This is a genomic window from Solwaraspora sp. WMMB762 (genome assembly GCF_049179115.1).
In the GTDB taxonomy this organism is placed as follows: Bacteria; Actinomycetota; Actinomycetes; order Mycobacteriales; family Micromonosporaceae; genus Micromonospora_E.
Genome location: NZ_JBMHMD010000001.1, coordinates 3,835,001 through 3,848,595 on the forward strand (window position 1 = coordinate 3,835,001; position 13,595 = coordinate 3,848,595).

Genomic DNA, 13,595 nt, shown 5'->3' on the forward strand with positions numbered 1-13,595 from the left:
CGATGTGAGGCTGAGATACCTATCAACGAGCTGGTTAGGTATCTCAGCCTCACATCGTGACGTCAACGCAGGTGCCGCACGGTCAGGCGCTGAAGGTACTGGTCCTGGTGGCGGTGATGAAGGCGGACCAGCTCGTCGGGGAGATCACCAGCACCGGCCCGGCCGGGTCCTTGGAGTCCCGCACGCCGACCACCCCGCCCAACTCGTCGGCCACCTCGACACAGTGACCTTGGTCGTTGGAACGGGTACTTTTGCGCCACGTCGTGTCGGCCACCTCGACGCAGTGACCCTGAGCGTTGGAGCGGCTGCTCTTGCGCCAGGTAGCGTCGGCCACCTCGACGCAGTTGCCCTGATCGTTGGAGCGGCTGCTCTTCCGCCAAGTGGCGGTGGACAGGTCGATCATGACTCGTACTCCTTTGCGGTCCGGGCGAGGAGGTCACGTGTCGCGGCCTGACCGAGCGCGGCGGCCGTCAGGTCATCGAAGGCAATCGTATAGCGCGCGGCTTCATCGGGACGGTCTAGATAGAGAGCGCCGGTGAGGCCCTCGACGTAGACGGTGGTCGGCTCCAGCTCAGCCGGAAAGTCCATCAGCCGGAAGTCGCCGGTAAGCAGCCCACCGTGGACACCTTCGCTGAACGGGATCAGCCGGATCGACACGTTCGGCAGCTCGCTCGCCTCGGCGAGCCGGCGCAGCTGAGCCGCCATGATCGCCCCGGAGCCGACCGGCCAACGGATCACCGCCTCAGTGAGCACGATGTCGAACCGGGGCAGGATCGGCTCCATCCGGGTCAGCAACTGCGCCCGCTGCAGCCGGACCGCCACCCGCTGCTCGATCACCTCCGGCGACAGCCGCAGCGGGCTGCGGGCGAAGACCGCGGTCGCGTACTCCCGGGTCTGCAGCACGCCAGGAACGAGGCCGGTGTGGTACTCGCGGAGGTGGGAGGCGGCCTCCTCAAGGCCGATGAACAGCTCGAACCAGGACGGGATGCTGGCGTAGTCGTGCCACCAGCCCTTCTCCTTGGTCTTCGGGGCCAGCGCGGCCAGCGCCTCGATGGTCTGCAGGTCCGCGCCGTACAGCTCGCAGAGCAGCACCACGTCCTCGGCGCGGATCGGCACCTCACCGCGCTCCATCCGCAGCAGCTTGGTCGCCGACCAGTCCAGCTCCCGAGCCGCCGTGGTCTGCGGGACCCGGGCCAGCCGCTCCCGCAGCCGACGCAGCTCCCGACCGAGCTGGCGTCGCGGTACCGACGAGTTCAACAGGGCCGAGGACATTGGTGCCACCTCCTGGAATTGATCACCTGCGGATTGATCATGCGCGTCTGGCAGGTCAACTCTCGGTCGACCGAGGTCTATTCGACTGACTGGCCATATCTCTACCACATGGCCCCGACACTGTTGCGTTGGCGCAGATTGACCGACAGACTCTTCTTCGTTCGGGAACGGGATCGAAGCGCCGCAAATCGGCGCTGACCTTTCGTCGACGAATACGGCATGACCGATCGGTGGGCCGGCAAACCATCCGAACGGTCAGCGCCGTTCTCCCCAATCAGGCGTGGCGGCCGGCACGGCACCCCCGAGCCGTCCGGCCGCCACGCCGCCGGAGAAACCCCAGCTCACCACGCTTACGCGAGAGGGTGAAGCGATGTCGTCGATCGGCTTCGGGATCGCCATGACGAGCTCCGCCATGATCGGATTTCTCGCCGGTCTGCTGAGCTTCAAGGTGAAGAGTCGCTGGTGTCCGGACTGCGGAGCGATGACCTACCCGCAGCCGCCACCCCCGCCGACGTAGACACCAACGCCACAGCGCCGCCGACCTGCGTGCAATTTCCACGGCGGCCGGTGAAACAACAGACCAGCAATCTCAGACGACTATCTCGGACGGCAATACTGACGCGAGGAGAATCATGGCGTACCGCAATGACAAGCCCGACCGGTTCACCCGCCGGCCGCAACCGTCGGAACAGATCAACCGACGGCCCACAGCGGGCCGCCCGCCGCTGCCGAGCCGGGTGCCCGGCGAGACCGACATCGACACCGACCCCCGCTTCAACCTGGTCGGAGCGCGCGGCGTCGCCCCGGCACCCCGCGACGGCGGGCACGACCGGATCGACAGCGAGCCCGACCAGGTCGACGACGGGCCCGGTCACGCCGCTGACGACGGGCCGCCGCCCGACGGCAACCTGGCGCTCGTCGCGAAGATCGCCAAGCGGATGGCCGAGCGGCACATGCCGGACCGGACCGGCGGCTGCCGGCACTGTGGAGGCACGTACTGCGAACTGTTCCTGGAAGCGCTCGCGGTGCTGGACCGACGCGACCCGGCCGCCGCCCGACGCATCCGGGCCGTGCTGCAGTACGCCGGCCTCACCCCGCCCTGACCCGTGCCGTTCTGGCCGGGCACCATTCTGGCCGACGCCCGGCGAACACCGCCGGCGCTGGCTCACGCCCCGGTGTCCTCCGTGATCCGCCCGTCGCGGACCTGGACGACGCGGCCACAGCGGGCGGCCAGCCCTGGATCATGGGTCGCGATCATCAGCGAGGTGCCGAGCCGGTCCCGCAGGCCGAAGAGCAGGTCGATGATCTCGTTTCCGGTCTGGCTGTCCAGGTTGCCGGTGGGTTCGTCGGCCAGCACCAGCATCGGATCGTTGACCAGCGCCCGGGCGATGGCGACGCGCTGTTGCTGCCCGCCGGACAACTTCGACGGCAACGAGTCCTCTCGGCCGGTGAGCCCGACCGCGCCGAGGAGCTGCTTCGCCTTGGCCCGCTTGTCGAAACCGACCTTGTACGGCAGCAACGGTGCGATGACGTTGTCCGCAGCGGTCAGGGTGGGCAGGAGATGGAACCGCTGAAACACGAATCCGATGCGCCGCCGGTGCTCCGCCAGCCGGCGTCCCTTGACCCCGGTGACGGACTCACCGGCGACCTCGATCGTGCCGGAGTCGGGCGTGTCCAGCGCCCCGATCAGGTGCAGCAGCGTCGACTTGCCTGACCCGGACGGCCCCATCACGGCGACGATCTCCCCGCCGTCCATCTCGAAGTCGATGTCGCGGCAGGCGTGGATCGGCTCGCTGGCCTCCGTACGGTAGCTCTTCGACAGGCCGGTCACCCGGACCATCGGCTGACCTTTCCCAGGGCTCGTGCTGCCCGGTTCAACGACGGGTGAAGCCATCGGTCTACTCCTCCACCAGCAGACGGGTCACCGGGTGGCGCCGCAGCGACTGGATCGGTGGGATGGTCGCGACGGCCGCCGCGAGCACGCCGACACCCGCCACGGTGGCGGCCACCGGCAGCAGCCGGGCCAGACTGGCCTCCGGCGCGCCACCGGCCAGCAGCACCGCGAGACCGAGCCCGAGGACGGCTCCCGGGACGGCTCCGAGCAGGCCCAGCAGCACGCCCTCGGTGAGGACCAGGCGGGCTGTCGAAGCGTGTGTCCAGCCGGTCGCCTGCAGCGCGGCGAACTCGGCGGCCCGCTCTCGCACGTTCAGGAACACCACGTCGGCGATCGCGACCGTGGCAAGGACCAGCATCGCCACCACGGCGGCCAGATCCGGCCCACGCACCTGGACGGCGATCGCGTCACCGAGCAGGCTGCCGACCAGGACACCCTGGAACGCCCAGGTGATGGCGACCAGCAGCGTCAGCGCCGTCACCGCGACGGCCAACGCGGCGCAGCCCAACGCCGTACGGCCCGGGGTCCGGCGGAGGTTGACCACCGCGAGGCCGGTGAGTCCGAGAAACAGCCGGGCGCGACGGCCAGCGACCACGGGTGGCCGGACCGCTGCCATGGGATCGGCCCGCGACGCCTGCACCGCCGGGACCAGGCCGGCGGCAAGGGACACCAGGATCGCCGCTGGGACGGCGAGTACCGCCCGGGACCACGACACGTCGGCACCGACCGGAACGGCGACCAGCCACGCCGCCACTGCGCCCAGGGCACCGGCGACCAGCCCGATGAGCAGCAGCTCGCCCAGGATCACGGCGAACAACGACCGGCGCGGCCAGCCCAGGCAGGCGAGTACGCCGAGTTCGGTACGCCGGGCACGTACCGCGGCGGCGGACGAGTTGCCGACGAACAGCGCACAGACCACGAGGACCAGGACGAACAGGATCAGCGACTTGCGCTCCACCGCTTCGCTGATCACCACCCCGACGCCCTTCTTCGACCACCATTCGGCGAGTGACAGGTCGGGTCGGCCGAACTCGCCGGCCGGCAGCGCCACGGTCCGCTCGGTCGGCGACGAGCCGACGGTGATGTCGACGTGCAGGCCGGTGGCCTGCGCTATCCGCTCCGCTACGACCCGGACCCGTTCCCGGGACACCTCGTCGATGCCGGTCACGCCGGCGACCCGCACCCGGACCGCCGCCACCGGCCCCGGCCCGGAAGACCGGTCGAAGCTGCCGTAGAAGGACTCCGCCGAATCCAGAGTGGTCAGCAGCAGCGGCGGCTGCTGCAGATAGCCGCCCGGGTTGCTGGATGGCAGCAGTGGCGCTCCGCCCAGCAGCCGCTGCGAGGTCTCATCCGCGCCTTCCAGACCGGGCGACTGGTAGGCGCCCAGTGGCACCTCGGACAGGGCCGAAAAGGTGTCGATCAGCTCCGGATCGAACCGGCCGGTCAACGTGAACCTGGGGTGGGTCACTACTCGGCTGATGCTGAGCTTGTGCGCTTGCAGCTCACGGAAGCTTCGGTCGTCGGCCGCGATCGGCTCGGTACCGGTCCGACCGCCGAGCACCCCCTGCCACACCTCGCTGGCGATCGCCTGGTCCCGGGGGATCAGCGCGCCGTCGGGCCCGGTGTCCCACTCGACCGGTCCAGCCGTCCAGTAGGCTCCCACCTCGTTGCCGAACGTATGTCCGAGGTCGCGAAGTAGGAACGCGTCAGCAGCACCGCCGTCGACCTCGATCGACTTGACCGGGACCCCGGAGGCGGTGTCGGCGAAGCTGTCCGCAGCGGTGATGCTTTCCCTCGTCCCGACGAACTGTTCCGCGACGTCGCGCGGCAGTTGCTCGACTTCCACGATCGCCTGCTGATCGACGTAGCTGTCGCTGGCCGCGATCACCGGGATCGTCCGGGTCCAATCGTCGTCCTCCCCGGCCACCGCAGCCCGGCTGTCGGGCAGATAACTCCCGGAGACCATCGCGTCGTCCAGGCCGATCAGCTTCGCCTCGGCCGCTGGGTCGATGGCAGCCAGGACGTACGGAATGCGCCAGTCGAGCAGGAACGCCTGGTCGGCGTACTCACGGCTGTCCTCGTTCAGGGAGTAACACTGCACGCTCTCGCTCACCGTCGATTCATACGACGATCCGGCTTGGAGGTCGAGCGCCTTGCCGCAGATGTTGACCCGCGCGCCGGACGGAAGGATCTCGTTCAGAAAGCTGCCGAACGGGTCCTCGTCGGTGACCCTGACGATGTCCTGGTGCGCTACCGGGTTCGGAGTGAAGTAGACGTAGGCTTCGTCCGGCCCGATCGTGCTCAAGCCACGGTCCATGCGCCAGTTGACGGTGAGTCGGAAGGCCGATCGTTCTCCGTCCGGCACGACATCGGACAGGTCCAACGGGACACGAAGCTCCGGGACGGCCATACCGATGAGGGCGATCGGTGCCGCCACCTCCACGCCGGACAGGCTGCGGATCGTGTCGACCTGTTCCAGGCTGATGCCGCCGGGTGCCTCGGTGAGGAAGTTGGGGCGAACCACCCCGGTCGCCGTCTCCTGGTCGGAAATCGATTCCGCAGGACGGACGAGGATGTCGTACGCGGTGCGGGCGTTCGCCTCCACCGTGCCGATGACGTCGAGTCGTGCCGTCTCGGCCGTGCCGGTGAGCACTGTAAAACTGGTGACCGCGACGAGAAGCCCGACCAGCAGCGCGACCGACCGGGTCCATCGACGGATGATCTGCGACCAGACGATCCGCAACACCGTTACAACCTACCGGTTGGGCAGAGTGGACACCACGGCGCCGGTGATCGGCAAGCGGGCCGCTCTACGCGGCGAAGATCGCGTCGGCCAGGTCCCCGTACCGGCTGCTCCCTCGACGATGTGAGGCTGAGATACCTATCGACGAGTGGGATAGGTATCTCAGCCTCACATCGTGACGTCTGCCGGGGTGGTGACGGAGGCGGCGGTGGCCCGACCGGATCAGGCGGCGGGCGCGACGGTGCCGGTGACTTCGCCGAAGCCGATCGTCGTGCCGGCCGGGCCGGGGGCAGTGGCCGAGATGACGACGGTGTCACCGTCTTCGAGGAAGGCGCGCTCGGACCCGTCGTCCAGTTTGACCGGCTCGGTGCCGCCCCAGGTCAGCTCCAGGAACGAGCCGACCTGGTCACGCCGTTCACCGGAGACGGTGCCGGAGGCGTAGAGGTCGCCGGTGCGCAGCGACGCGCCGTTGACGGTCAGGTGCGCCAACTGCTGCGCCGGGGTCCAGTACATGCCGGCGAACGGCGGCTCGCTGACCCGGGTGCCGTTCCACTCGACGACGATCGACAGGTCCAGGCCGCGCCGTGACGCCTCAGCGAGATACGGCAACACCGGCGGGTCCTGCGCCGGGGCCGGCACCCAGGCGTGGTCGAGGGCTTCCAGCGGCACCACCCACGGGCCGACCGAGGTGGCGAACGACTTACCCAGGAACGGGCCGAGCGGCTGGTACTCCCAGGCCTGGATGTCGCGGGCCGACCAGTCGTTGACCAGGGTCACGCCGAAAACGTGGTCGGCGAACCGGTCGGTCGGCACCGGGTCGCCGAGCGCGGTCGGCACCCCGACGACGAAGCCGACCTCGGCTTCGATGTCGAGCCGGCGGGACGGGCCGAAGACCGGGCCGTCGGAGCTGCGCCGCTGCCCGCTGGGGCGCACGATCGGCGTACCGGAGACGACGACGGTACCGGCCCGGCCGTGGTAGCCGATCGGCAGGTGCCGCCAGTTGGGGGTGAGCAGCGGCTGCCCGGGGCGGAAGATCTGCCCGACGTTGCTGGCGTGCTGCTCGGACGAGTAGAAGTCGACGTAGTCACCGACCGCGAACGGCAGCACCAAGTCTACCTCGGACAGCGGGATCAGCAGCGGCTCGACGGCGGCCCGGTGCTCGGTCTCGGTGAGCAGCTCGACGATCCGCCGCCGTACCGTCGTCCACTGTGCCCGGCCGAGGGCCAGGAAGGCGTTGAGGGTCGGCTCGCACAGCGCACCGCCGGCGAGGATCAGGTCGGCATCCTCCGCGCCGCGCAGGTCGAGCACGAAATCGGCGATCCGTACGCCGAGCCGCTGCCCACCACCGCCGGGCGCGCCGCCGCCGGGCGAGTCGGGCGCGCCGGCCCCGCCCCTGCGGCGGAAGGCACCGTACGGCAGGGTCTGCACCCCGTACGGTGAGCCGTCGGCACCGGGCACCCAGCAGGTCGTCACGCGAATCCTCCGTTGATCAGCCCCAGCCGGACCAGGTCGGTCAGCGGGTCGGTGATGCTGCACGACCCGAAACCTACCCACAGCGGCCGGTCGGCACCGCCGCGCGTACGGGCCGGCTCGATCAGCCGGGCGGCGTCGGTGGTGGCGAGCAGTTCGGCGACCTCGGCGACCTCGGCACCCTCGGCGGCGGTGATCGTGGCGGCGAGCACGTTGAGGAAGCCGTGGTGGGTGAAGCCGGTCTCCGGGTCGGTGTCGCGGATGGCGTGGTGCAGGCCGGCGGTCAGTTTGAACGGCAGCGCCCGGTCGCGGCAGGCGCAGATGACGGCGGCCAGCTCGACCGGGGTGGGGAACAGTTCGGCGGCCAGCCCGCCGGTGCGGAACTTGGCGGCGACGTCGACGCCGCCGGCCCGCGCCTCGGCGAGGCTGTCCAGGGCGGCGAGCAGCCCCCAGGTGAGCGGCACCTCCGCGTACCCGCTGATCTTGGGCCAGCCGGCCAGGGCGGTGAGCAGCGCGCGCAGGCCGGGCTGCGGGTCCTCGCCGCGTTTGGCGACGGCGACCTCGACCTGCCGGGGCCGGATCCGGTCGGTCGGTAGCGCTTCGACGGCGGCCGGCAGCGCGGCCACGCCGGTGTCGCCAATCAGGCCGATCTCCAGTTCGTCACCCGGCCCGACCAGTCGCCGCGCCACGTCGATCTCGGAGGCGGGCAGCAGGAACGGGCCGACCAGGTCGGTGTACCAGGCGGTGCGGTGGCCACGGTGCGCGGTGATCGCGTCGGGCAGGTCGGCGTTGCCCGGCGGAAAGACCGCGGCGTCGTCGACAAGGCCGGTGAAGATCCTGGGTACCTGCATTGACACGCCTTCGAACCTAGTGGATTCTACGATTAACGGACAACAGCGTCCGGTTATCGGACGCTACCGGCCGGTCAACGGGGAGATACGGAGGGTAATCATGCCCTACTACCGCAGCGTTGGCGAGATCCCCCGCAAGCGCCACACCCAGTTCCGCCAACCCGACGGCACCCTGTACGCCGAGGAGCTGATGGGCCAGGAGGGCTTCTCCGCCGACTCGTCCCTGCTCTACCACCGACACCTGCCGACCGCCATCGTCGCCGCCGAGTCGTACGACCCGCCGCCGACCCGCCGGCTGCCGAACCGCCCGCTCACCCCACGGCACCTGCGCACCCACAAGCTGGACACCGGCCACACCGACGCCGTCCTCGGCCGGCAACCACTGCTCGCCAACGACGACGTGCGCATCTCGTACGTCGTCGCCGACCGGCCGTCCCCGCTGTACCGCAACGCCACCGGCGACGAGTGCCTGTACGTCGAGTCCGGCGCCGCCCGCGTCGAGTCCAGCTTCGGGGTGCTCGGCGTCACCTCCGGCGACTACGTGATCATCCCGACATCGGTGGTGCATCGAATCGTGCCCGTCGACGACGTGCCGCTGCGGCTGCTCACCGTCGAAGCCACCGGCCACATCGGACCACCCAAGCGCTACCTGTCGGCACGCGGCCAGTTCCTGGAACACTCGCCGTACTGCGAACGCGATGTTCGCGGGCCGGGCAAACCGCTGCTGGTCGACGGCACCGACGTCGAGGTCTACGTGCGGCACCGGCAGGGCTGGACCCGCCACGTGTACGCCCACCACCCGTTCGACGTGGTCGGCTGGGACGGGCACCTCTACCCGTGGGCGTTCAGCATCTACGACTTCGAGCCGATCACCGGCCGGCTGCACCAGCCGCCGCCGGTGCACCAGACGTTCGCCGGCCCCAACTTCGTGATCTGCTCGTTCGTGCCGCGCAAGGTCGACTACCACCCGCAGGCGGTCCCGGTGCCGTACAACCACCACAACGTCGACTCCGACGAGATGCTGTTCTACACCGGCGGCAACTACGAGGCGCGGCGCGGCTCCGGCATCGAACAGGGCTCAATCTCGCTGCACCCGGCCGGGTTCACCCACGGGCCGCAGCCCGGCGCGGTCGAGCGGGCGCTCGGCGCCGACCACTTCGACGAACTCGCCGTCATGGTCGACACCTTCCGGCCGCTGGACCTCTGCGACCCGGCACTGTCCGTCGAGGACACCGGGTACGCGTGGACCTGGGCCGGCAACGCCCGCTGATCCGGCGCGCTACCGCTGGTCCGGTGGTCGGGCGGTGGCCTGGCGCAGCACCATGAACTGGGCGACGGCGGCCGCGACGATCGCCGACACCAGCAGCCACGGGGTGGCGATCGCCGCGTAGCAGAAGATCAGCACCGGGGCGGCGGCCGCCGCGTACACCGCCGTCGCCAGCCGGCGGTCCACCAGCTGCGCCACCACCTCGAGGATCCGACCACCCGGCACCCGCCGGGCCAGAATCCAGACCAGCACGAACCCGCCGAGCGCGGCGACCACCGCCCAGCCGCGCGACGCCGCGCTGCCGGCCAGGCAGGCCACCGTCACCGCCGCGATCATGCTGTAGCCGGCCCCGATCAGCACCAGCCGGCGCAGCTCCTCCTCGGGTGTCGGCGGCCGCTCCAGCCGGGGGTCCATCGGTGCCGACCCGGGCGACTGCGGTGCCCACCGAGGGGACCGGGCCGGCGCGGGCGGCGGTGGCGGCGGTGCCATCGCGGTGGCCCGCTCGGCGAGCACCGCCAGCTCGGCGGCGTACCGGCGCTGTTCCAGGTGGATCACCCCGACGTCGTGCTGCGCCTCACCGATCAGCGGGTCCAGCCGCAGCGCCTCCCCGTAGGCCCGGTGCGCCAGGTCGAACAGCTCCAGCCGGGCCCCGACCAGCCCCAGCACCAGATGCGCCTGCGCGTCCTGCGGGGCCAGCTCCACCCCCCGCCAGGCCGCGTTGAGCGCCGGCTGGCCGTTGCGCGAGCCGGCCAGGATCGCCGCCCCGCTGCGCTGGGCGTACGCGTCGTCCGGGTAGGTCGCCAGCAGATCGGTGGCGAGCCGGGCGGCGTCGGCGTACCGCCGCAGGTCGATCAGCGCCAGCCCGCGTACCACCAGCAGGGCGACCCGGTCCGGCGAGGTCGGTGCAGTCTCTGCCGGTGCGGCCGTCGCTGCGGCCTCGGCCGACCACGGGTTCGGCACATCGTCCGCCCACGCGTCGATCGCGGCGAGGGCCTGCTCCGGGCGGTCGGCGGCGAGATGCACCCGGGCCAGCATGATCCGGGCGGCGACGCTGTCCGGATCGAGGGCCACCGCGAAGCCGATCTCACCGGCGGCCTCGTCGTAGCGGCCCAGGTCGGCCAGCAGCCCGGCGCGCTGCAGGTAGCCGTCGACGTCGGTGGGCGGCTCGGGGGAAGACTCGCTCGACACCTGTCGAGCCTATCCGGGCGGCCCGGACGGATAGACGAGCGCGACCGCCAGGCCGGCGAGGCCTTCGCCCCGGCCGGTCAGCCCGAGGCCGTCGGTGGTGGTGCCGGAGACGGTAACCGGGGCGCCGGCGGCGGCGCTGAGCGCCTGCTGCGCCTCAGCGCGCCGGGGGCCGATCTTCGGCCGTACGCCGATCACCTGGATCGAGACATTGCCGATCACGAAGCCGGCGGCGACCACCCGGCGGGCCGCCTCGGCCAGCAGGTCGACCCCGGCGGCCCCGGCCCACTGCGGTTCGGCGACACCGAAGTTGGCGCCGAGGTCGCCGAGGCCGGCGGCGGAGAACAGCGCGTCGCAGGCGGCGTGCGCGGCGACGTCGCCGTCGGAGTGCCCGGCCAACCCGGTCTCGCCGGGCCAGTGCAGGCCGGCGACCCAGCAGGGCCGGTCGGCGGCGAAGGCGTGTACGTCGGTGCCGACACCCACCCGGGGAACGATCATCGCGCTGGCTCGGTTTGCAGGGCGATCATGAAGGCAGGGTACGGGTCGCCGGTTCGGTGGCGAGCAGGTGCTCGGCGATCACCAGATCGAACGGGCGGGTGATCTTCAGCGCCCGTTCCGACCCGGGCACGCAGAGTACCGGTACGCCCAGCTTCTCCACCAGACCGGCGTCGTCGGTGTGCGGATCGACGGCGTCGGCGTGCGCGGCGGCCAGCACGTCACGCCGGAACCCCTGCGGGGTCTGCACGGCCCGCAGCGTCGACCGGTCGACGGTGGCCAGGACGGTCTCGTCGGCGTCCACCGACTTGATGGTGTCGACGACCGGGAGCACCGGGATGACGGCGTCGGCGCCGGCCCGGACCGCGGCGGCGACCGAGTCGACCAGGTCGGGCGGAGTGAGGGCGCGGGCCGCGTCGTGCACCAGGACGATCTGCGGGCCGGCGGGGACGGCGGCGAGCGCGGCGGCCACCGAGGCCTGTCGGTGTGCGCCGCCCGGCACCACGACCAGCGGCAGCCCGGCCGTGGCGGGGTCGAGCAGGTCGCGGACGGCGGCGACGTCGGCGGGTGGGGCGGCGACCACGATCACCGCGACCGAGGAGGCGGCGGCCAGTCGACGCACCGCGTGCACCAGCAGCGGTACGCCACCGAGCGGCCGGAGTGCTTTGGGAGCGCCGGGTCCCAGCCGTACCCCGGAACCCGCCGCAGGAACGAGGACCGCGACGTCACCGCGTTGCTGGAAGTGCGCGGTCACGTCGCGGTCCTCGGTGCAGGTGGCAACAGACTATCTATGGGTGGAGAGTTGCCTACGCGTCGGTGAGCACCTTGTCGAGCAAGGTCTCTGCCTCGTCCTTGGTGCTCTTCTCCGCAAGCGCGACCTCACCGACCAGGATGTCCCTGGCCTTGGCGAGCATGCGCTTCTCGCCTGCGGACAGCCCCCGCTCCCGCTCCCGACGCCACAGGTCACGAACGACCTCGGCGACCTTGAGCGGGTTTCCGGATGCCAGCTTTTCGAGGTTGGCCTTGTATCGCCGCGACCAGTTGGTCGGCTCCTCGGTGTGCGGGGCGCGGAGGACGTCGAAGACCTTGCCGAGGCCTTCTTCGCCAACCACTTCGCGCACGCCGACGATCTCGGCGTTCTCGGCGGGAACTCGCACCGTCAGGTCACCCTGCGCAACCCTGAGGACGAGGTACTGCTTCTCCTCGCCCTTGATGACACGAGTCTCGATTGCCTCGATGAGTGCGGCCCCGTGGTGGGGGTAAACAACGGTCTCGCCGACACTGAAAACCATAGGTTCGAAGCCCCTTTCGCTGTGTCTAGGGTAACACGCTCAGGCACCGATGTCCCGTCACAGTCTGAGCCGTAAGCGCAGGTCAGAGGGGCTGTGAGAGGTCTTTCTCGAGCTTGACACGCAACCGCCAGTAGGTTTTGAACACGCTAAGTAACAACCAGATCAGCAGTCAGCTAACTGGTCGGACGTGCCAGATGGGACGCGTTTCGGCACTTCCAGCATATCGTCCGGCCGCTTCCCGCGCCCCGGCACTGGCGGAACCAGGTTCGTTGCGAGACCCTGATACCTAGACCCCGATCGACCCGGTGGGCGAGCGGCTGGGGGTGCTGTGGGCAGGACAGGCAACAACGGTGATGGGTGGTCGGACGGCGCCGGGGCGCCCGACGACCTGCCCGAGATCCCGCCCGAGTGGGGCCCGATCGTCATCCCGGACGATCCCGGGGCGCTCGCCGAAGAAGCGGCGCAGGTCCGCCGGGAGCTGCACCGCACCCGCCGGCGGGACCACTGGCACCGGCGGTTCGGCATCCACCCCGGCGACACCGGCCGGGCCGGCGGCAGCGGGCACCGGCCACACGAGATCGCCGCCCTCCGACTGCCGTTGATCATCATGCTGGTGGCCGTCCTCGCCGCGATGATCAGCATGTTCACCGTCGCCTGGTCCGACCGGCCCCAGCCCACCGCCAGCCCGACACCGTCGGCCCCCGCTCCCCTGCCCGACCGCCCGCTGCCCGCACTCGACCTGATCGACGACTCCGGCGCCTCGGTCCCGGTCCGGTCGTTGCTGCCGGCGGCGATCCTGCTCGTCGAGGGCTGTGAGTGCGCCGACCAGATCACCGCGGCGGCCGCCGCCGCCCCGGCCGGGGTCTCGGTCGTCGCGGTCACCAGCGGCGCCACCTCCCCCGGCACTCTGCCGCCGGTGCTCGCCGACAGCCTCGGCACCCACCTGCTGGCCGACCCGGCCGCCGGGATCCGCAACTTCGTCGACGTCCCGGCAACCGCCGGCACCGCCACCGCGCTGCTGGTCACCGAGACCGGCGAGGTCATCCGGCTGGTGCCGCGGGCCGACTCGGTCGAGACGTACCGCGCCGACCTGGCCCTGCTGGTCGGCCCCTGAACCCGCCCGCCG

General features: G+C 70.9%; 14 protein-coding genes and 1 pseudogene. 3 read left to right on the top strand and 12 right to left on the bottom strand.

What is annotated here, in order from left to right:
* Positions 1-82 precede the first annotated feature (82 nt).
* The 4 genes and pseudogenes from ACN27J_RS17080 to ACN27J_RS17095 all read right to left on the bottom strand — a co-directional run bounded on the left by ACN27J_RS17080 (position 83) and on the right by ACN27J_RS17095 (position 1,686).
* Positions 83-334: a DUF397 domain-containing protein gene (locus ACN27J_RS17080; protein WP_421372302.1), complete on the bottom strand. Its 252-nt coding sequence runs from the start codon at positions 332-334 to the stop codon at positions 83-85.
* Positions 329-403 (bottom strand): annotated as a pseudogene (locus tag ACN27J_RS17085) (DUF397 domain-containing protein); the annotation flags it as partial. The pseudogene ACN27J_RS17085 and the gene ACN27J_RS17080, both read right to left, overlap by 6 nt.
* The gene (locus ACN27J_RS17090) at positions 400-1,272 is read right to left on the bottom strand and encodes a helix-turn-helix domain-containing protein (RefSeq protein ID WP_421367319.1); all 873 of its coding nucleotides are present in this window, start codon (positions 1,270-1,272) and stop codon (positions 400-402) included. The pseudogene ACN27J_RS17085 and the gene ACN27J_RS17090, both read right to left, overlap by 4 nt.
* 255 nt (positions 1,273-1,527) lie before the next feature.
* Positions 1,528-1,686: a hypothetical protein gene (locus ACN27J_RS17095; RefSeq protein ID WP_278171978.1), complete on the bottom strand. Its 159-nt coding sequence runs from the start codon at positions 1,684-1,686 to the stop codon at positions 1,528-1,530.
* 218 nt (positions 1,687-1,904) lie between these two features.
* Between ACN27J_RS17095 and ACN27J_RS17100 the strand changes: the two genes are divergently transcribed.
* Positions 1,905-2,375 (top strand): hypothetical protein, encoded by a 471-nt coding sequence (locus ACN27J_RS17100; RefSeq protein WP_421367320.1) that lies wholly within the window; start codon positions 1,905-1,907, stop codon positions 2,373-2,375.
* 62 nt (positions 2,376-2,437) lie between these two features.
* On the opposite strand, the gene ACN27J_RS17105 is transcribed toward ACN27J_RS17100, so the two are convergent.
* The 4 genes from ACN27J_RS17105 to ACN27J_RS17120 form a co-directional block, all read right to left on the bottom strand.
* Positions 2,438-3,166, bottom strand: a complete 729-nt coding sequence (locus ACN27J_RS17105; protein WP_421367322.1) for an ABC transporter ATP-binding protein — start codon at positions 3,164-3,166, stop codon at positions 2,438-2,440.
* Positions 3,167-3,170: 4 nt separating this feature from the next.
* Positions 3,171-5,912, bottom strand: a complete 2,742-nt coding sequence (locus ACN27J_RS17110; protein ID WP_421367323.1) for an FtsX-like permease family protein — start codon at positions 5,910-5,912, stop codon at positions 3,171-3,173.
* Positions 5,913-6,131: 219 nt separating this feature from the next.
* Positions 6,132-7,382 carry a fumarylacetoacetase gene (fahA, locus tag ACN27J_RS17115; RefSeq protein WP_421367325.1) on the bottom strand — a complete coding sequence of 417 codons (1,251 nt, stop codon included), beginning with the start codon at positions 7,380-7,382 and terminating at the stop codon, positions 6,132-6,134.
* Positions 7,379-8,236, bottom strand: coding sequence for a hypothetical protein (locus tag ACN27J_RS17120; protein ID WP_421367326.1), 858 nt, complete (start codon positions 8,234-8,236; stop codon positions 7,379-7,381). The genes fahA and ACN27J_RS17120 overlap by 4 nt, the downstream gene beginning before the upstream one ends.
* Before the next feature lie 94 nt (positions 8,237-8,330).
* Between ACN27J_RS17120 and ACN27J_RS17125 the strand changes: the two genes are divergently transcribed.
* Positions 8,331-9,500 (top strand): homogentisate 1,2-dioxygenase, encoded by a 1,170-nt coding sequence (locus ACN27J_RS17125; RefSeq protein WP_421367327.1) that lies wholly within the window; start codon positions 8,331-8,333, stop codon positions 9,498-9,500.
* A gap of 9 nt (positions 9,501-9,509) precedes the next feature.
* Here the strand turns inward: ACN27J_RS17125 and ACN27J_RS17130 are convergent, their stop codons facing one another.
* Genes ACN27J_RS17130 through ACN27J_RS17145 form a run of 4 tightly spaced genes read right to left on the bottom strand, consistent with a single transcriptional unit; the run spans position 9,510 to position 12,469 of the window.
* On the bottom strand, positions 9,510-10,685 hold the full coding sequence (locus ACN27J_RS17130) for a tetratricopeptide repeat protein (protein ID WP_421367329.1): 1,176 nt from the start codon (positions 10,683-10,685) through the stop codon (positions 9,510-9,512).
* A gap of 9 nt (positions 10,686-10,694) precedes the next feature.
* Positions 10,695-11,180: a 2-C-methyl-D-erythritol 2,4-cyclodiphosphate synthase gene (gene ispF, locus ACN27J_RS17135; RefSeq protein ID WP_421367330.1), complete on the bottom strand. Its 486-nt coding sequence runs from the start codon at positions 11,178-11,180 to the stop codon at positions 10,695-10,697.
* Between the two features lie 25 nt (positions 11,181-11,205).
* Positions 11,206-11,931, bottom strand: coding sequence for a 2-C-methyl-D-erythritol 4-phosphate cytidylyltransferase (gene ispD / locus ACN27J_RS17140; RefSeq protein ID WP_421367331.1), 726 nt, complete (start codon positions 11,929-11,931; stop codon positions 11,206-11,208).
* Between the two features lie 52 nt (positions 11,932-11,983).
* Complete coding sequence (locus tag ACN27J_RS17145; RefSeq protein ID WP_123603804.1) at positions 11,984-12,469, bottom strand: CarD family transcriptional regulator; 486 nt, start codon at positions 12,467-12,469, stop codon at positions 11,984-11,986.
* Positions 12,470-12,797: 328 nt separating this feature from the next.
* On the opposite strand from ACN27J_RS17145, the gene ACN27J_RS17150 reads away from it, so the two are divergent.
* Complete coding sequence (locus ACN27J_RS17150) at positions 12,798-13,583, top strand: hypothetical protein (RefSeq protein ID WP_421367332.1); 786 nt, start codon at positions 12,798-12,800, stop codon at positions 13,581-13,583.
* Positions 13,584-13,595 lie beyond the last annotated feature (12 nt).